The 19,027-nt window shown below is 64.9% G+C and carries 17 protein-coding genes; 5 read left to right on the forward strand and 12 right to left on the reverse strand.

Annotated elements, in window-relative coordinates; translation table 11 throughout:
* The 3 genes from JHD73_RS19785 to JHD73_RS19795 form a co-directional block, all read left to right on the forward strand.
* The coding region (locus JHD73_RS19785; protein WP_199031934.1) for a (2Fe-2S)-binding protein at nt 1-357 on the forward strand (357 nt) is incomplete at its 5' end.
* 122 nt (nt 358-479) lie between these two features.
* The gene (locus JHD73_RS19790) at nt 480-1,112 is read left to right on the forward strand and encodes a DUF2239 family protein (RefSeq protein ID WP_199031935.1); all 633 of its coding nucleotides are present in this window, start codon (nt 480-482) and stop codon (nt 1,110-1,112) included.
* A complete protein-coding gene (locus tag JHD73_RS19795; RefSeq protein ID WP_199031936.1) occupies nt 1,109-2,491 on the forward strand; it encodes an MATE family efflux transporter in 1,383 nt (460 codons plus the stop codon). The genes JHD73_RS19790 and JHD73_RS19795 overlap by 4 nt, the downstream gene beginning before the upstream one ends.
* 174 nt (nt 2,492-2,665) lie before the next feature.
* Here JHD73_RS19795 and JHD73_RS29540 read toward each other — a convergent pair whose 3' ends face one another.
* From JHD73_RS29540 to JHD73_RS19845, 10 genes are all read right to left on the reverse strand, one after another.
* Nucleotides 2,666-4,222 carry a methyl-accepting chemotaxis protein gene (locus JHD73_RS29540; protein ID WP_199031937.1) on the reverse strand — a complete coding sequence of 519 codons (1,557 nt, stop codon included), beginning with the start codon at nt 4,220-4,222 and terminating at the stop codon, nt 2,666-2,668.
* Nucleotides 4,223-4,338: 116 nt separating this feature from the next.
* The gene (locus JHD73_RS19805; RefSeq protein WP_199031938.1) at nt 4,339-5,985 is read right to left on the reverse strand and encodes a fatty acid--CoA ligase; all 1,647 of its coding nucleotides are present in this window, start codon (nt 5,983-5,985) and stop codon (nt 4,339-4,341) included.
* Between the two features lie 48 nt (nt 5,986-6,033).
* Nucleotides 6,034-6,351: a Rieske 2Fe-2S domain-containing protein gene (locus tag JHD73_RS19810; RefSeq protein ID WP_199031939.1), complete on the reverse strand. Its 318-nt coding sequence runs from the start codon at nt 6,349-6,351 to the stop codon at nt 6,034-6,036.
* On the reverse strand, nt 6,341-7,054 hold the full coding sequence (locus JHD73_RS19815; RefSeq protein WP_199031940.1) for a DsbA family oxidoreductase: 714 nt from the start codon (nt 7,052-7,054) through the stop codon (nt 6,341-6,343). The genes JHD73_RS19810 and JHD73_RS19815 overlap by 11 nt, the downstream gene beginning before the upstream one ends.
* A complete protein-coding gene (locus JHD73_RS19820) occupies nt 7,041-7,610 on the reverse strand; it encodes an alpha/beta hydrolase (RefSeq protein WP_199031941.1) in 570 nt (189 codons plus the stop codon). The genes JHD73_RS19815 and JHD73_RS19820 overlap by 14 nt, the downstream gene beginning before the upstream one ends.
* Nucleotides 7,611-7,723: 113 nt before the next feature.
* A complete protein-coding gene (locus tag JHD73_RS19825) occupies nt 7,724-8,857 on the reverse strand; it encodes a porin (protein ID WP_199031942.1) in 1,134 nt (377 codons plus the stop codon).
* Between the two features lie 57 nt (nt 8,858-8,914).
* Complete coding sequence (locus tag JHD73_RS19830) at nt 8,915-9,763, reverse strand: TauD/TfdA family dioxygenase (protein ID WP_199031943.1); 849 nt, start codon at nt 9,761-9,763, stop codon at nt 8,915-8,917.
* 10 nt (nt 9,764-9,773) lie between these two features.
* A complete protein-coding gene (locus JHD73_RS19835) occupies nt 9,774-10,754 on the reverse strand; it encodes a quinone oxidoreductase (protein WP_199031944.1) in 981 nt (326 codons plus the stop codon).
* Between the two features lie 132 nt (nt 10,755-10,886).
* Complete coding sequence (locus JHD73_RS19840) at nt 10,887-12,227, reverse strand: MFS transporter (RefSeq protein ID WP_199031945.1); 1,341 nt, start codon at nt 12,225-12,227, stop codon at nt 10,887-10,889.
* Nucleotides 12,228-12,299: 72 nt separating this feature from the next.
* On the reverse strand, nt 12,300-13,355 hold the full coding sequence (locus JHD73_RS19845) for a 3-keto-5-aminohexanoate cleavage protein (protein WP_199031946.1): 1,056 nt from the start codon (nt 13,353-13,355) through the stop codon (nt 12,300-12,302).
* A gap of 153 nt (nt 13,356-13,508) precedes the next feature.
* Between JHD73_RS19845 and JHD73_RS19850 the strand changes: the two genes are divergently transcribed.
* Nucleotides 13,509-14,516: an AraC family transcriptional regulator gene (locus JHD73_RS19850; protein WP_199031947.1), complete on the forward strand. Its 1,008-nt coding sequence runs from the start codon at nt 13,509-13,511 to the stop codon at nt 14,514-14,516.
* A 2-nt stretch (nt 14,517-14,518) separates the two neighbouring features.
* Here JHD73_RS19850 and JHD73_RS19855 read toward each other — a convergent pair whose 3' ends face one another.
* Both JHD73_RS19855 and cls read right to left on the reverse strand, forming a co-directional pair.
* Nucleotides 14,519-15,781 carry an MFS transporter gene (locus tag JHD73_RS19855; RefSeq protein ID WP_199031948.1) on the reverse strand — a complete coding sequence of 421 codons (1,263 nt, stop codon included), beginning with the start codon at nt 15,779-15,781 and terminating at the stop codon, nt 14,519-14,521.
* A 104-nt stretch (nt 15,782-15,885) separates the two neighbouring features.
* Nucleotides 15,886-17,322, reverse strand: a complete 1,437-nt coding sequence (gene cls, locus JHD73_RS19860) for a cardiolipin synthase (RefSeq protein WP_199031949.1) — start codon at nt 17,320-17,322, stop codon at nt 15,886-15,888.
* Nucleotides 17,323-17,524: 202 nt separating this feature from the next.
* Here cls and JHD73_RS19865 point away from each other — a divergent pair.
* On the forward strand, nt 17,525-19,027 hold a 1,503-nt coding region (locus tag JHD73_RS19865; protein ID WP_199031950.1), incomplete at its 3' end, for a phospholipase D family protein.

Below are 19,027 nucleotides of genomic sequence, written 5' to 3' on the forward strand. Positions count from 1 at the left end.
TATCGCGCGGTACATGTGGTGGACGACTGCATCGAAGCCTGTGTGTTTCTCTCGCCGCGCCCGGACTTGCCATCGCGCAACTGGCTGGCGGGTCTCTTCGCGCAGGCGCGCCTGGAAGACCAGGACCGTGCAGGCGTGCTGCTTGGCCAGCCGATCGAAGCCGGTGCAGACGTTGGCCCCACCGTGTGCTCGTGCTTTGGCGTGGGCCGCAACACCATCTGCGATGCCATCCGCACGCAGGGTCTGCAATCCACTGGCGAGATCACGGCTTGTCTGAAGGCGGGCGGTAATTGCGGCTCATGCGTGCCGGAACTCAAACGCCTGCTGGTCGAGGCGCGCGTGCAGCAGGCGGCGTGATCGGCACGCTACGTCGCCCACAGGTGTCGCATTCTGCACAACAACACATTTCTACCCGGAAGATATTGATGTCAAATTAAATCCGGGTAGAATTGGCTCCTTTGTTTCACTGGAGCCTGATCATGCATCCCGCATCGGTTGTGACCTGTACGGCGTTTGCCGGCGCGCGGCGTATTGCCGCCGGCCCGTTGCGCGATGTTGCGCAGGCGGTCAAAGCCTACGTCGACCACCATGCCGATGCCACCGTGCTCGTCTTTGACGACGCAACCAGCGATGTGGTCGAGCTTGACCTGCGTGGCTCGGTTGACGACGTACTGGCCCGGCTTCCCGCCCAATCCGCTCCCGAGATTCCTGACGAACCAGCGCTACCGCGTGGCCCGGGCCGCCCGAAGCTGGGCGTGACTGCGCGCGAGGTCACACTGCTGCCGCGTCATTGGGAATGGCTGGCCTCGCAGCCCGGCGGGGCGTCGGTCACGCTGCGCAAGCTGGTCGAAGATGCCCGCCGCGCCAGCGAAGCACGCGATCGCCAGCGCGCGGCAGTCGACGTGGCCTATGGCTTTGTTTCGGCCATGGCGGGCAATGCCCCTGCTTATGAAGATGCCCTGCGCGCCTTGTTTGCTGGCGATGCCCAACGCTTTGTTGTCTGCACTGAGGCCTGGCCTGCTGACGTGCGCGAACATGCCCGCTGGCTTGCGAGCCGTGCATTCGGCTCATCGGCCCCCCCCACACAAGAAGAAGGACAACACGCCGCATGAGCACTCCCCAATCCAATCCCACCGCAGCGCGTCCGCTGTGGCGCACCTTTGTGGCCTTTCTCGGGCCGCTGATTCTCGCCAACATCCTGCAATCGCTGTCCGGCACGCTCAACAATGTCTACGTTGGACACATGCTGGGTGTGAAGGCACTGGCAGCGGTGTCGGCGTTCTTTCCAATCCTGTTCTTCTTCATCGCCTTCATCATCGGGCTGGGCTCGGGCGCGGCGGTGCTGATCGGGCAGGCGTGGGGCGCCAAGAAGCTGGAGGCGGTGAAGACCGTGGCCGGCACCACGCTGTCGGTGGGCTTTGCCGTGGGCCTGACCGTGGCGCTGCTGGGCGGCCCGTTTGCGCAGGCACTGCTGCGCTGGCTTGGCACGCCAGCTGACATCCTGCAGGACGCCACGCTCTATGCCAGCGTCATGCTCTACGCCATGCCGGGTCTGTTCGTCTACCTGCTCGCCACCGCGATGATGCGTGGCGTGGGCGACACGCGCACGCCGTTGCGTACGCTGGCGCTTTCCACGTCGATTGGGCTGGTGCTCACGCCATCGCTGATCCGTGGCTGGTTTGGTCTGCCGCAACTGGGTGTGGCCAGCGGTGCCGTGGCGACGATTGTGTCGTTCACGGTGGCGCTGGTGTGGCTGGCGTTCTTCCTGCGCCGCCGCAATCATCCGCTCGCGCCAGATGCCGTACTCGCACGGCATCTGTGGGTGGACTTTCGGGTGCTCAGGACTGTTCTGAAGATCGGCGTGCCGACGGGCGTTCAGCTTGTCGTGATCTCGATTGCAGAGCTGGCGCTGCTGTCGTTCGTCAACAGCTTCGGGTCGGACGCCACGGCCGCTTACGGCGCCGGCACGCAGATCATCAGCTACGTGCAGTTTCCCGCCATGTCGATTGCCATCACGGCATCGATCCTGGGTGCACAGGCCATTGGCGCCGGCAATACGGATCGGCTCGACGCCATCACCCGCACCGGGCTGATGCTCAACGTGGCGATTACGGGGCTGCTGGTGGTGCTGGCGTTGTTGTTCTCTCGCTCCGTGATCGGCTGGTTCACCACGAACACCGAAGTGATGAGCCTGGCCCAGAGCCTGCTGCATATCTCGTTGTGGAGCTCGGTCATCTTCGGTATGGCAAGCGTGTTCTCGGGCGTCATGCGTGCCAGCGGTACGGTGATGGCGCCGACGGCCATCTCCATCATCGCCATTGCAGCGGTGGAAGTGCCGGTGGCATGGATGCTGAGCCGGCACATCGGCACCGATGGCATCTGGGCGGCGTATCCCGCTGCGTTCATCGCGATGTTCTTGATGCAGGGGGCGTACTACGGTCTGGTGTGGCGACGCCGTGCGCAACGCTTCGGTATCCGCCGCATGGTGTGATGGTGGGTTCGCCGGGGCGCTGTGCACGCGGCAGCTCCGGCGTTCAGTGGGCCAAGCGCTCGACACCGAGCGCTCGCGCAGTGCCTTCTTGTTGATCTTGCCGACGCGGGCCTTCGGTATCTCGTCCACATGGGCAATGAGGCCCGGCGCCAGCACCGAGTGCACCGATCGCTTTCAGGAGGCCGTCGATGCCGTCGGGGTCAACCGGAACACCGCCACTGCTGCCTTGAGTTCGGCGGCCTGATCTTCGAGTGATTGCGCGGCCGCTGTGGCTTGTTCTACGAGCGCCGCATTCTGCTGTGTGACTTCGTCCATCTGCGTGACGGCCTGCCCGACTTGCTCGATGCCTCGGCTCTGCTCCTCCGACGCTGCGGCAATCTCGCTCATGATGTCCGTGACCTGAGCCACGGCGCGCATGATCTCCTGCATCGTGCGTCCGGCGCGGCCGGCGAGTTCGGTGCCGGCCGCTACGCGGGTGACGGAGGTTTCAATCAGGCCCTTGATGTCCTTGGCTGCACTGGACGAGCGCTGGGCGAGCGTGCGCACCTCGCCGGCAACCACGGCAAAGCCACGCCCCTGCTCGCCGGCTCGGGCTGCTTCCACTGCCGCGTTGAGCGCCAGGATATTGGTCTGGAACGCGATGCCCTCGATGATGCCGATGATGTCGGCAATCTTTGTCGAGCTCTCGCCGATCTGCCCCATCGTTCCGATCACGCGCGTGACTACGTCGTTGCCGCGACTGGCAGTCTCCGAGGCGTTGTCAGCGAGCGCACTTGCCTGCCGAGCGTTGTCGGCGTTCTGCCGCACGGTGCCCGTCAATTGCTCCATGCTGGACGCGGTTTCTTCGAGCGAAGCGGCTTGTTGTTCCGTACGCGAAGACAGGTCGAGATTACCTGCAGCGATCTGCTGCGTTGCCGACCCGATGGCCTCGCTGCCTGTGCGCACGCCGCCGACGATATGCAGCAGATTCTCATTCATGTGTTTGAGCGCGGCCAGCAACTGGCTCGTTTCGTCGCGACCCGAGACCGCGATTCGGCAAGTCAAGTCGCCGGCGGCCACGGTTCTTGCTACGCGAACCGCTTCCGCCAGCGGCCTGGTGATCGAGCGGATCAGCCACCCGCAGGCCAACACGGCAACGGTCAGGGTCAATGCCATCGCGCCAATGACGCGCCACAGCGCAGCCCGGTACGCCGCTTGAGTCTGCACGTACTCCTGCTTTGCGATGGCCATTTGCAACTGGGTCAACTGGCCAAGCACTTGCACGACAGGCTTCACGACCGGGGGCGTCTCGCTGCTGATGCTGGCACGCAGGCCGCCGATGTCGTTGGCTTTCAACCGATCAAGCAGGTGCCCGATCGCAACGTCTGCCCGTTTCATCAACGGATCGACCTGCGCCACCAACGCGCTTTCCTGATGCGCCAGAGGCGCACCGGCGTAGGTTTGCCATGCCTGCTTGATGCCCGACTGCGCGGCGGCGAGCTTCTGTGCCGCGTCAGCGGGCGTGACGGCGCCATCCAGCGCTTCCTGCGCAATCTGCACGATACCAACCGCATAGCCGTCGGAGACGATCTTGAGCTGCCCGAGGCGTACCACGCGGTCGTTGTAGAGCGCCTCAACCACCGCGTTGGCCTGATGCATTCGCAGCAGGCCCATGACGCAAGACAGCGTGAGCAACGCCAGCAGGACGGAAACCAGAAGAATCAACCGTGTCTTGATACTGAGTGTGTTCATGGTGGCAAGGAGTGAGGCGCACTGACGCGAACGTGCGACAGACCTAGCCAGGCGGCTTTATCACCTGGCGCAGGCCATGTCGTTCAGCCGATGTTCCGGCGGGATCGAAAGCCGAATCACGCCGCGTTGTTGCGCAGTACCTTTTTGTTGATCTTGCCGACGCTGGTCTTCGGGATCTCGGCCACAAAGGCGATGCGGTCCAGTTCCGGCACCGCGTACTTGCTGATGCGCTTGGCATCGACGAGCAGCAGCAGGTGCTCGCGAATGGTCTCGGCCTTCACGTGGCGGCCGGTCTTGCGGACGACGAAAGCCATGGGGCGCTCGCCCCACTTCGCGTCACGCACGCCGATGACCGCGCTCTCCAGCACGCCCGGCACCTCGGCAATCAGTTGCTCCACCTCGATCGACGATACCCATTCACCGCCGGTCTTGATCACGTCCTTGATGCGATCAACGATCTGAACGAAGCCGTCGGGCCCCATCACCGCAACGTCTTGCGTATGCAGGTACCCGCCTTCCCAGAGCGCTTCGGAGGCTTCGGGCTTCTTGAAATAGCCCTGGGTGAGGAAGGGGGCGCGCAGGACGATTTCGCCCTGGGCCTTGGTGTCGCGGGGCACATCGCGCAGCTGATCGTCGACGATGCGGAAGTCGACCATCGGCACGGGGCGCCCGGTTGAGCAGCGCATGCGCACCTCTTCCTGCCGGTTCGATGGTCGGAACTTGGGCGGCAGTTGCGCCAGCGATACCACGGGGCCCGTCTCCGACATGCCGTAACCCGCGAACACGTCGATACCGCGCGCAAGCGCCGCCTCGCAGAGCGCGGGCGACAGCGCCGAGCCGCCGATGATGATCTTCCACCCCGACAGGTCGACCATGCCGCCTTCCGAGGCTTGCAACAACATCTGCAGCAGGGTCGGCACGCAGTGCGAGAACGTGACGCGCTCGGTGTCGTGCAGCTTGAGCAGAACGTCCGGTGCGTAGCGACCCGGCATGACGATCTTCAGGCCGAGCGTGACTGCAATGTAGGGCATGCCCCAGGCCAGCACATGGAACATCGGCGTGATCGGCATGTAGACGTCTTCACGGTGCAGCCGTTGCCCAGCGCGTGGCGCGCTGAGTGCCATGCCGGTGGTCAGCGTGTGCAGCACGATGTCGCGGTGGCTGTAGCTCACGCCCTTGGGGTCGCCGGTGGTGCCGGTGGTGTAGAACGTGGCCGCCCGGGTGTGTTCGTCGAACTCGGGAAACGCAAAGTCGGGTGAGGCCCGGTCCAGCAGCGCCTCATATTCACCCGCCACTGCAAAGCCGGTCTGCGGCACGGCTTGCCCATCGGCAATGACCACCACCTGACGCACCGACTGCAGTTCTGCCCGGATCTCTTCCAGCAGGGGTAGGAAATCTGCGTGCACCAGCACCACCTCGGCGCCAGAGTCATTCAGCGTGTAGAGAATCTGCTGCGCCGAGAGGCGCACGTTCACGGTGAACAGCGTCGCGCCCATCATTGGGATGCCGAAGTAGCTCTCCAGATACCGATGGCTGTCCCAGTCCATGACGGCCACGGTGTTGCCGTGCTGTATGCCCAGCGCCGCCAAGGCCGAAGCCAACTGGCCGATACGTTGGCGAAACGTGCGGTAGCTGTAGCGCAGCTCACCGCGATACGTGATCTCTTGATCGCCGTACAGGCATTGCGAATTGGTCAGCAATTGCTTGACGAGCAGCGGGTAGGTGTAGGCCGACGGGGTTGGGGTGATCAGGTTGTCTTGCATGAGGGTGAGAGCGTTGCATAGGGAAGCCCGTGTGGGCGAGCAGCGGGGTCAGGCAGCGCCATCCACCACGAGGACGATGTCGTCCCCAACCACGCGCACCGGGAAGGTCTTCAGGCACAAGCCGTTTGCACCCGGTGTGCAGCCCGTGGCGAGGTCGAACCGCAGGCCATGCGCGGGGCATTGCAGAACGTTGCCATCCAGGCGCCCACCGGCCAGCGACGCGCCGGTGTGCGGACAACTGTTGTCGACGGCATGAAGGCGGCCATCGACGTTGAACAGCACGATGCTGCGGCCCTCCATGAAGACCAGCTTGCGTTGGCCGCTAGGCAGTTCGCGCGTGCGGGTGACCGTGACGTTACGCGACATGGTGTGCCCATTGCTGCGGAGAAACAGCGCGTTGCATGGCATGCAACAGGGCGCTTGGCGGATGTGCACCCGAGACCGTGATCTTCGAGTTGAAGACGTAGTAGGGCACCCCCGGCACCTCCACCCCAAGCGGTGCCTGCGTTGGCGCGACGGCTGAGCACGCGGCCTGTGTGGCGCCTTGCGTGGGGCTGCATTCCGCTGCCAGGCGCCGCAGAACGTCATCGTCGCCGATGTCTTCGCCTTCCTGGAAATAGGCACGGAACAACCGCTCGACGAGTGGGGCCGGTTGCGCATCGGCATTGCGCTGCAGAAACCTGCCGATCAAACGGTGAGCGCGCTGGGTATTGGGCAGGATGCTGATGCGAGCGAAATCGAACTCGATACCGGCGGCATGCCCAGCCTGCTGCACTTGGGCGCGCCGCGCGGAAACGGCTGCGGGGCTGCCCAGGCGGTTGAGGTAGAACGCCTGGTAGGGCTCGCTTTCAACGGGTGTGTCTGGCAGCAGTTGTGTCGAGCGCCATTGCACCTTGGGGCACATGTCGGGGCGCAGCGCTGCAAACGAGCGCAGCGCACTGGCCAGATGGCGCGTACCGATCCAGCACCACGGGCAGATCAGATCGAAGAAGACGTCGATGGTGAGCTGCGTACGCTGCGGCGCCGACACTGCATGGCGCGCGGGAGCGTGTCGATCAAAGGAGGTCATGGAGCAGCGCTTCCGCATCCGCCCATGGGCCGAACCCCGCGGCGGGATTCAGGTGCCCAACCTCGCCCAGATCGACTAGGCGGCTGCCCCAGTCGGCGGCCATGTCGGCCACGCGATCGTAAGCGGCGAGCGGATCATTGCGGCTGGCCGCGACGATGCTCGGAAACGGCAGCGGCCGGCGCGGGCAGGGCAGCCAGCCGTTCGTCTGCAGTGCGTCGTGGGTGGGGTAACCCGACGGCAGCGGTGTGTCGAGATCGGCCGGCGTCGCGAGCAGCGCGCCGTGGATCTTGCGCGCATGCCGGCGTGCCCAATGCGCGGTGATCATCACGCCCGCGCTGTGCGCAACCAGAACGACCGGCCCGTCGATGGTGGCCAGCGCTTTGTCCAGCGCCGTCACGCGCGCTGTGCAACTCAGCTTGTCGGCTTCCAGCGGTGGCACCGAGGCGGTTTTGATGCCGTCGGCCTGCAGCTTGGCCTGCAGCAGTGTCTGCCAATGTTCGGGCACGTGGTCGCGCAGACCGGGCACCATCAGGATCGTGGGAGAGAGCTTGGACATCGTTGTGGATCGCTACAGCGTGAAAGAACGCGTGGAAGAAAAAACGAGGAGGTCGCCCTCCTCGAATGCCGACCGGGGAGACGGCGGCAACCGCCTCCCGTGGTGTAGGTCGCTCAGAACTTGTGGCGGATGCCGACTGCCATGCCGACCATGCTCGTCTTGCCGGCGGCCAGGCCGTAACCCGTTGCGTTGAGGTCCACGGTGGCTTGGTCCAGCGCCAGCCCTGCGTTGCGCGCGTAGGCGGTGCTCAGGTACAGGTCGGTGCGCTTGGAGAGTGTGTAGTCAGCAATGAAGGCCGCCTGCCACGGATTGGGCTGGGTCGATGGCGCACTGTTGATCGTCTTGATCTTCTGATACGAGTATTCCAGCGACAGCGTCAGCGCATTGGTCGCCTGGTAGTTCACGCCGCCCCAGTAGTAGTCATCACGCAGGGCTACGCTGCCGTTGGCGTTCTTGTTCTGGCCCCAGCGATAGCCGCCCATGATCTTGATGACGTCGCCGAACAGGTAGCTGCCCGCGATGGCGGCCTTGCGCACGGAGCCTGAGCTGAACGCGCCACCGCCCAGCGGCACGCTCGGGTTGTACTGGTCGTAGGCCAGCGTGGCGCCGATCGGGCCGGCCGAGTACGCCACGCCCGCGCCGTAGCCGCTGTCACGACGCGCCTGGCCGGGAACTTCGCCATTGCCGCCGCCGGTTGGGTTGACGCTTGGTGCGCCGGTGCCGAACGACCAGTGTGCCTGTGCCGTGACCGGACCAAACGTGCCGGTGTACATGGCGGTGTTGTCCGAGCGGAAATTGACGCCGGTCTGCACGGCGGCCGGCTCGTACTGCGTGGAATACGCCATCGGCTCGAAGTTGGCGAGCAGCTGGAACAGCGTTGTGTACTGGCGGCCGAAGGTGAACTGCCCCACCGTGCTGCTCTTCAGGCCCACGTAGGCCTGGCGGCCGAACAGGCGGCCGCCTTGTTGTGATTGCCCGGTGTCGCTCGCAAAGCCGCTTTCCAGGACGAAGAGGGCGCTCAGGCCACTGCCCAGGTCTTCCACCCCGCGCAGGCCCCAGCGCGAGCCGGACAGGCCGCCGCTCTGCATGGACACGCGGTTGCCTGAACTGCCGGGTGTGGCGCCCGGCAGGTTGGTGGCGTACTCGATGTTGGTATCCACCACGCCATACAGCGTCACGCTCGATTGCGCGCAGGCCGCGCCGGCACAGGCAAGCAATGCTGCGGGGGCGATGTGTTTCTTCTTCATGATGCAGGGTCTCCTCTTGGTGTAATCGCCACTGGGTGCGGTTTGCCCCAGCGATCGTTAGAACGGTTTGCTGCCGATGATGCCCGCGCGCTCCATCTTGCGATGGCACGGCGGGTAATCCATCACGGCGTAGTGCTGCGTGGCGGTGTTGTCCCAGATGGCCACGCTGTTGGCTTTCCAGCGCCAGCGCACTTGATATTCAGGGATGTACGCCTGGCTGACCAGGTAGCGCAGCAGCTCCGAGGCCCCGTTCGTGGCGTCTTGCCCGTAGCGCACGCGCGCCGGCGTGTGGTAGTTCGTGAAATGCGTGGTGAAGCCGTTCACGTACAGCACCTTCTCACCGGTCTCCGGGTGTGTGCGGACCACCGGGTGTTCCGGATCGGGGTACTGCGCCTTGAGTGCGAGTCGCTTCTCGATCGGCATGACCGCACCAAAGCTGGACTCGATGCTATGGCGCGCACGCAGGTCGGCAATGTCGCGCTTCACGTCATCCGGCAGCTTTTCGTAGGCCAGCGCCATGTTGGCCCACATGGTGTCGCCGCCGACGGGCGGGCATTCCACACAGCGCAGCACGGCACCGAACTGCGGCGCCTCGCGCCACGTGGTGTCAGCATGCCAGCAGTTTTCGTAGCGGTCGTTCGGGTGGTCGGGCGTCTTGTAGATGCGCACGAGACCCGGGTGCTCAGGGTCGCTGCCGGCGACAGGGTGGTCTTCCAGATCGCCAAAGCGGCGGGCGAAGGCGACGTGCTGCGCGCGGCTCAGGTCCTGATCGCGCAGGAAGACCACGCGGTGCTTGAGCAGTGCAGCGCGGATCTCCGAAAACAGGTCGTCGCTTTGCACTGCATCGGCCAGTTGCACGCCAATCAGCTCGGCACCCAGCGCGTGGGTCAATTGTTCGACACGCATGCGGGCCCCCTCAGATGACGAAGACGGAGGAACCCGTCGTCTTGCGTGCTTCGAGATCACGGTGTGCCTGCACGGCCTCCTCCAACGCGTAGCGTTGATGGATCTCGATCTGGATGCGCCCGGCAGCCACGTGGTCGAACAGCTCGCCGGCAAGCGCAGCTTTCTCGGCTGGGTCTGCGATGTAATCGGCCAGCGCCGGGCGCGTCATGTACAGCGATCCCTTCATTGCCAGCAGTTGCGGATTGAACGGCGGGATCGGGCCTGACGCGGTACCCACGCACACCATCAGCCCGCGCCGCTTGAGCGAGTCGAGCGAGGCCTCAAAGGTGTTCTTGCCCACGCTGTCGAACACCACGTTCACGCCAACGCCATTGGTCAACTCCCGCACGCGCTTGGCGACGTCCTCGTGTGTGTAGTTGATGACGTGATCGCAGCCATGTGCACGGGCGATGTCCGCCTTGGCTTCGCTCGATACGGTGCCAATCACCGTCAACCCGAGCAGCTTGGCCCACTGCGAGACGATCAGCCCCACGCCGCCCGCAGCCGCATGCAGCAGGATGGTGTCGCCCTTGGCAAACGGATAGATGCGGCGCAGCAGGTAGGCCGAGGTCAGGCCGCGCATGGTCATGGCAGCGGCGGTTTCGCAGGCGATGGCGTCCGGCAGCTTGATGAGCGGTGCGGCGGGGATGAGGCGCTCGGTGCTATATGCCCCCAGCGTGTTGATGAAGCCGGTGTATGTCACGCGGTCGCCCACGGCCACGTTGGTCACATCCTCGCCCACGGCTTCGACGATGCCGGCGGCTTCGACACCCATGCCGGCCGGGCGCGGTACCGGGTAGAGCCCCGAGCGGAAGTACGTATCGGCAAAGTTCAGGCCGACGGCCTCGTGGCGCAGGCGGACCTGGCCGGGGCCGGGCTGGCCGACTTCGATGGTCTCGCAGCGCAAGACTTCGGGGCCGCCGGTTTCATGAAAGCGGACTGCGGTTGCCATGGGTATCTCCAGGTTTTTTCAGATGTTTGGGGTGCGCGCCGCCGGCACGGCTCGCTGGGCGAGCCGCGGTCAAAGCGGAGAGGGGATGGGGTAGCCTTGGGAGGCGGCGCGCGGTTAAGTCGGGCTAGGTGCTCACGCAGAGGCCACTGCAGATGGGCTGAGGGCGGGCGCTGCATCCACCTGCACACTGGCCACGCGTTTCAGTTCGGCCTCATAGCTGCGCGCGGCCAGCAGGAAGCAGCCTGCTGCAACCACACCGAAGATCGGCATGACAGCCAGTGCGGTCTGCAGGCCCCATGCATCGGACATGGCGCCGCCCACGAACGGGCCGATCGCCAGGCCGAACAGGTTCTGGAACAGTGAAAGCACTGCAGCCCCTGTGGAACGCACACCCGGGTGGACGACGTCGAACACCACGCTGGATGCCGGTGCCACCGTGCACGTCATCAGGAAGCCACCGAAGGCGATCAGCAGGAATTGCTGGTTGGCTGGCATGGTCGTGCCGAACGCCGTGGTGAACACCAGCAGCGTAACGATGGCCAGCACCGCCACGGCCAGTAGCCGGTTGCGCTGACGGCGCGCCGCCACCACATCGGCCACGACGCCCCACACGAAGGCGCCCAGTGCGCCGCACAGCACGACCAGCGCGGCCTGCATGGCGGCACGGTCCGGCGGTGTGCCATGGTAGCGGTTCAGGTAGCTCGGCAGCCACGACCAGATGGTCGATACAACAATCAGCTGGAAGGCCGCGCCCAGGCAGGTCCACCACAGCGTGCGTGAATGCGTGAGTGCGCCGGCCACGCGTTGCAGGAGCGTTCCTGCTGACTGCCGCGTCTGCGCCGCACCGGGCGCCATTGCCACCGTCTTGTAGTCCGGCACGAACACGTAGAGCAGCGCCAGCAGCAACCCAGGCACGCCCACTACGCCAAAGGCCGCCTGCCAGCCCCAGCGTGCGGCAATCACACCGCCAAGCAGCACCCCCAGCACCGAGCCCACGGATGCCGCTGCAAAGAAGGCGCCCATCAGCGTGGCACGCAGGCGTTTGGGGAAGAGGCTGGCAATGAGCGCCGCCCCCACCGAGCCGTAGCCGGTTTCACCCACACCGACGATGGCGCGCGCGGTGAACAGCTGCCCGTAGTTGCGCGTGAACATGCAAGAGATGGTGGCCAGGCTCCACACCGTCGCCATGATGACGATGCTCTTGACGCGGCTGAAGCGGTCAGCCATCAGTGCTACCGGCAAGCCCCCCACCGCCACCACGATCGAGATGACGGACACCAGCGCACCCAGTTGTTTGTCCGACAGCGCCCAGGCCGTCTTCAGGTGCGGGAACAGCGACACGATGACTTGCCGGTCGATGTAGTCGAACAGCATCAGCGCAAAAGTCATCGCAAACGCAAACCACGCTTGGGGTCGGCTGACGAGGTAGCCGTCGTGGTTGTCTGCGCTCGGGTCGGCAGCGTGCAGATTCATGGTTGTCTCCGAGTGGCGGCGCTTGCATTGAGCGCCGCCTGTGTTGGGCCCGGTGAAAGTGCGACTTGTAGTTTAGGCTGCGCGCAGCGGTAGGTTCTTCACATTCGGCGCGCGGTTGGGGGCCATGCCGTTCTTGGCCAGCGTTTCCTCGGCGCTGTCGTACCAGGTGCCGATGCGGTAGATCTGGCGCGCTTCCTTGCCACTGGCGATTTCGCGGCCGAGTTCTTTTGCCACGCGCACGCATTGCTCGATCTGCTGCACCGAGGTCATGCGGTTGCCGTGCTGGTCGATGATGGTGTCTTCAATGCCGCAGCGCGGGTGCAGACCCATTGCCATCGCCATCATGTTGAACGGCAGGACGTTCTTGAGCAGCGACTCCGCCGTGAGCGTGCAACCATCCGGCGCGCGGTGGATGAAGTTGAAGAAGTTGAACGGGTTGGGGCCGTCAAAACCGCCACCAATGCCGATCCACGTGAGGTTGAGCGGACCCTTGTAGAGGCCCTTGCGCACCAGGCGCTCCAGCGTTTCCATCGCATGGATGCCGGTGAGCTGGAAGTGCGGCTGCACGCCGGCGGCCTGCAGGCGGCGCAGGTGTTCTTCCAGCCATTGTGGCCCGGCTGGCACGGTCATCTCGCGGTAGGCCTGCTGCAGCGCGGGGTGCGACAGGGAGGTGCCTTCCAGGTATTCCGGATACAGCAGCTCCATGATGTTCATCTGCGTGGTGTTGATGGCCACGGTCACCTGATCGGGCGTCGGGGTCAGGTCGGCCAGCATGTGGCGCGTGTCGTCCGACAGCCACTTGGCAGCCTGGCCTTCGTCTTCCGGCGCAAACGAAATCGAGCCGCCCACCTGGATGATCATGTCGGGCACCGCTGCGCGCACGCCGGCAATCAGCTCGTTGAATTTCGACAGCCGCTTGGAGCCCTTGCCGTCCAGCTCGCGCACGTGCAGGTGTAGCACGGTGGCTCCGGCGTTGTAGCAATCCACGGCTTTCTGCACCTGCTCTTCCATCGTGACCGGGATGTCTTCCGGAAAATCTTCCGGCATCCATTCCGGGCCGTACGGCGCAACGGTAATGACCACCTTGTCTTGGTTCTCGGGGTGCAGGGAATCGTCGAGAAATTGCATCGTGGGGCTCCTGTAGGGGATGTCTCTGGTGGACTCCACTATAGGGAGACGGTAGGGTTGTATTTCTCAATTGGCGCCAAGTTTTTCTCTTTGTGCGCCATTCCGTGTAAACACCAAGAGGGCCCAAACGGCCCCAGAGATTGGCGGACATCCATGGAGACAATGGTGCGCGCCCGATCGCTGAACGGCTACTTTCAGGTCGTGCGGCGGCTCGGATTCAACCCGCAGGAGGCGTTGCGGCAGGTGGGGCTCGACCCGGCCAAGCTGGCGGACACGGAGCAGCTCGTGCCCGTGGTGGCGACATGTCAGTTGATGGAGGTCACGGCGGCCAGTGCGCCGTGCCCGACACTTGGCCTGCAGATGGCCGAGGCGCGGCAGGAACTGGATTTTGGCGTGCTTGGCCTGCTGCTCGGGCACAAGCGCACCCTGCGCGAGGCGTTGCAGGCCATCATCCAGTATCGCCATCTCATGAACGAGGCGCTGGCGGTCTACCTGGAATCCGATGGCGACATGGTGGTCATCCGGGAGGAGATCATCACCGAGGCGCCCGTGCCATTGCGCCAGGCCAACGAGTTGGCCGTGGGTGTGCTGGCCCGCATTTGCAGTGCGCTGCTGGGCACACATTGGAAGCCGCGCGGCATCCACTTCACGCATGCAGCCCCGATGGATGTCAGCCTGCATCGCCGCGTGTTCGGTTGCCCGATCGTGTTTGACAGCGATTTCAACGGCATCGTTTGCGTAGCGGCCGATCTGGAGACGCCCAACCCAGCCGCTGACCCGGCGCTCGTGCGCTATGCAGAAAGCCTGGCCGAGCCGCTCAACGTGTCGGGGCCGGCTGCGGTGGTGCAGGAAGTGCGGCGCGCGGTGTATCTGTTGTTGCCGCTGGAGCGTGCCTCGGTAGAGCAGGTGGCCGAGCACCTTCACCTGAGCGCACGCACCCTGCAGCGGCAGTTGGAGTCTGCCGGCGCAACGTTCTCCGAACTGGTGGAGGAGGTGCGCCACAACCTGGCCGTCCGCTACATGGCCAACCCGAGTTACCGGATCGGCCGGGTAGCGGCGCTGCTGGGGTACACGCGGCAGGCATCATTCACGCGCTGGTTCGTCGCCCACTTTGGCATGACGCCGCGCGCTTGGCGCGATGCACACGCGCAGACGCAATAGCGTCAGGCTGGGTTGAGCGCGGTATCGGCGTCATCTGGACTCGGCTGACGCGCAAGCCGGACTGCCGGCGACTGGAGGATGCATAACAACTGCAGCGCAAAGCCGGCCAGCGCCATCAGCAAGCACGTACCGGTACCCGCCTGCGCCGCCAGCCATGCGGCCAATGCAGCCCCCACCGGCCGCGCACCGTACGACATCACGTTGACCGCCGACACGCGCGCCAGCAGTGCGGGCGGCGTGACCGTCTGCCGCAGCGTGGTCGTGCTGACTACCCACAGGATCGGCCCGCACCCCAGCATGAAGAACCCCGCATGGGCGAGCGCCGGCCATGGCTGCCAGAGCGTCGCTGCCAGCAACGCACCGCCGGCCAGCCCGCATACGGGGCCGGTTGCCACCACATGGCCAAAGCGCCAGTGCGCCAGGATGCGCGCAGCGAGCAGTGCGCCGATCACCATGCCTGCACCGTACATCCCGAGCGTGAGCCCGATGGCCTGCGCCGACAGCCCAAGCCGGTGCGCCGCATACGGCACGAAGACCGCGAGCACCATGAAAAAGGACATTGTGAAGAGGCACTGCGTAATGAACACCGGCCGCAGCAGCGGGTGATGGAACACGAAGCGCGTGCCCTCGGCGATGTCGCGCAGCGGATGCGTCGCACGCCGTGCGGCAGCCGCGGGCGAGGGCACGCCTGTCAGCAGCGCTGCCGCACCAACGGATAGCGCGGCGGCCAGTACGAAGGCCGTCATGGCGCCGGTCCAGCCGATCAGCGCGCCACCGATGGCCGGGCCGCAGGCAAACGCCACGGTGCGCGCCAGCTCGATGCGCCCGTTGGCACGCGAGAGCATCATCGGTGGTACGAGCGATGGCACCAACGCCGGTGCCGCCACGCTGAACACCACCGTGCCGCATACCGCCACGAAGCCCAGCACGCTGAGTGCAGTCAGGTTCAGGTGCCCCGCCAGCAGCAGACCGGCCACCACGAACAGCGCCACCGCACGCACCGCCTCCGCGCCGGCCATCAACGTGCGTTTGGGCCAGCGGTCCGCCAGCATGCCGACGGGAATGGCAAACATCACGAACGGCAGCGTGAGCGCCACCTGCAGCCAGCTCGCCGTGCTGGCATTGGCGTGCAGGGTAAGCACCGCCACCATCGGCATGGCGGCCAGCGCGATCTGCTCGGCAGATTGCGCGGCGAGGTTGGAGCCCGCTAACCGGTTGAAGCCGGAGGGCAGGCGGTCGATCGATGAGTCAAGGGTGGCGGGCATCGCACGTCTCCTGGTCCTGAAAGTGTTGGGCTTCAGGTTAGGGACGACGATGCGTTGTGGCGCTCCGCTTCTTGCGGGTGAATTCTGGCGATTGCGATGCAGAACTACAGGATCGGCGCGAACAGCTTGGCCACGTGCATGATCACGCGGCGCAGCGGGTGGGCGCGCTCGTATTCATCGCGGCCAATGCGGGTGGCTTCAGCAAAGTCGGCTTCAAGCATGCGCGTGACATCGGTGGCGAAGCGTTGGTCGGCAGTCATGACCATCACCTCGAAGTTCAGGCGGAACGAGCGGTTGTCTAGGTTGGCACTGCCCACGGCTGCCGCGTCGTCGTCGATCAGCACGACTTTCTGGTGCAGGAAACCGGGCAGATAACGGTAGATTTTTACGCCCGCGCGGATGGCCTGATGCGCGTACAGCGTCGAGGCCAGGAACACCACGCGGTGGTCCGGTCGAGATGGGATCAGGATGCGCACATCCACGCCGCGCAGCACGGCCAGGCGCAGTGCGGCAAACACGGCCTCATCCGGAATGAAATACGGCGTGGTGATCCATAGCCGCTTGCGCGCCGACTGGATGGCCTCCATGAAGAACAGTGAGCAGGTCTCTTGCTTGTCAGCCGGGCCACTGGCAACCGCTTGGCAGACCATGTTTTCCTCGGGGCACTGCTCTGGCACGAGCAGTTGCGGCACTTCTTTCGCGGCCCAGTACCAGTCTTCGGCAAAGGTGAACTGCAGGTCCATAACCGCCGCGCCGACGATCTCGATATGCGTGTCGCGCCACGGCGAGAGCGGCGGCCTCTCGCCCAGATATTCGTTGCCGACGTTGTGGCCGCCCACGTACGCACGTTCGCCGTCCACTACCACCAGCTTGCGGTGATTGCGGAAATTGAGTTGAAAGCGGTTGACGAAGCCACTGTGCGTGGCGAACGGCTTGGCGTGGATGCCCCCGTCGATCAGACGCTGCACGTAGTGGCGGGGCAGGGCATGGCAGCCGATGCTGTCGAACAGGAAGTACACGCACACCCCGGCACGGGCGCGTTCAAGCATTGCCTCGGCCAAGCGGCGGCCCAGTGTGTCGTCATGCACGATAAAGAACTGCACGATCAGCACGCGACGCGCCTGTGGGATGGCTGCGAAGATGGCGTCAAAGGTTTCCGCGCCGTTTACGAGCAGGCGCACGCGATTGTGTGACCGGCATGGCATGCCCGTGAGACGTGGCAAGGCCTGCATGCAGGCGTGCTGCGGCTCGACCACACTTGATTCGTGGTCACGCAGGCGGCGCCAGTCATCGGAGAGCGTGATCTCGCGCAGGCGTGCGTTGTGAAAGCGTCGTGCATCCACGTAACCGGCAAACGTGCTGCGCCCGAAGATCAGGTAAGGGATCAGCGTGAACTCGGGTAGCGTCACCAGCGAAATGGCCCAGGCGATGGCGCCTTGCGAGGTACGCACGGTAAGCACCGCGTGGACGGCGGCAAACACGCCCACGCAGTGCACGAGGAAGAGGAGGGAGGCAAAAAACGCGGTGGTACTGGTCGGCATCGAAGAAGGAGAAAAAGGGCTCGGCTCGGCACGCGACGATGTGCGCATTCTGACATGCCCCGGGGTGGCGTCGGACAAACACGGATACAGTGGCGCTGTAAGGCTGGCGTAGTCTCACCAGGCATGTGAGGCGTGGCACGCCGCATGCTGATGTGCAGAGGCCGTCCTGTCGACCAACCATCGCAAAAGAACACCAACGAACATGCAAGGGCACCCGCAGATTCCATCGTGCACGACTCGCCGCGCGTGGCTGGCTTCGTTTGCGTGGTTTGCTGCGCTGTTGCTGGCGGGCTGCGTCAGCCTGCCTGAACATGTCGATCGGCCTGTCAGCAATGCGCTGCCCAACGCCGAATCGGCCACCACGCTCGGGCGTCTGGCACAGGCTGCGGCGCCGTCGGCGGATGTGTCTGGCTTCCGGCTGATCCCCTCCGGGGAAGAGGCCTATGCCACCTTGCTCACGCTGGCGGACCGTGCAGAGCGCACGCTGGATCTGCAGTACTTCATCATCGAGAGCGACAACTCCGTGCGTGAGCTGATGCGCCACGTGCGGGCTGCTGCCGAGCGCGGCGTGCGCGTGCGCATGCTGGTCGACGATCTCCACAGCGACGGGCGCGATCTGGCTTTCCTCAGGTTTTCGTCGCACAAGAATATTGATGTGCGGCTGTTCAACCCGTTTCCGGGCGGCCGCATGTCGAACCTGACGCGCTATCTGAGCGGTGCGGCCGAGTTCCGTCGCGTCAACCGGCGCATGCACAACAAGGCGTTCATTGCCGACAACGCGCTGGCCGTCACGGGCGGTCGTAACCTCGGTGCGGAGTATTTCACGCAAAACGAGACCACCAATTTCGTCGACCTAGACGTACTGGCAGCGGGGCCAGCGGTGCGGCAACTGTCGGCGGCGTTTGATGCGTACTGGAACAGCGAATTCGCCTATCCGGTAGAGGCACTGGCACCCGAGCCCAGCACCGCGCATCCGCCCGAGCCGAAGGAGGGCAACTATCCGCCGCCGGTGACGATGCCGGATCGGCCCGCAGCGCCGCCGCAACACATTGAGGTGCCCACGCAGCCTGTCGACATGGATGCCGCGCCCGGTCCGCAGGGGCCAGCATCCGCACGGGCAGGGCAGCCTCCGGCGCAACCGGACGCGTTGCCCTTGCGCCCCGCCGCAGGCGACTGGTTCCTGGCGGACCAGATCGCCCGCAACCGCCTGCGGCTCGAATGGGCGCCGGCGCGGGTGACGGTCGATCGCCCAGCCAAGGTATCCGGTGACGATGTCACCTCAAGCGAGGAGCGCGTCGCCCAGACGCTGCTGCACGAGATCGAGCAGGCCCAGCGAGAGGTCATTCTGATTTCACCGTACTTTGTGCCTGGTGCGCGTGGCATGGCGGTGGCCAAGAATCTGGAGGCGCGCGGCGTGCACTTGCGCGTGCTGACCAATTCTCTGGCCGCGACCGATGCGCCCATCGTGCATGTCGGCTATGCCAAATACCGCAGTGCGTTGTTGGGCGATGGTGTCGAACTCTATGAACTGCGTCCCACGCTGGGCGATCGGCCGAAATTGTTCGGTACGTTCCGGTCGGCGCAGGCGAGCTTGCACGTGAAGTCGGTCATTGTTGACCGCAGCACGCTCTTCGTCGGGTCGATGAATGTCGACCCGCGTTCGGTCGGACTCAATACGGAAACGGGGCTGATCATCCACAGCCCG

The organism is Ralstonia sp. ASV6, from assembly GCF_016429285.1.
Classification (GTDB): Bacteria; Pseudomonadota; Gammaproteobacteria; order Burkholderiales; family Burkholderiaceae; genus Ralstonia; species Ralstonia flaminis.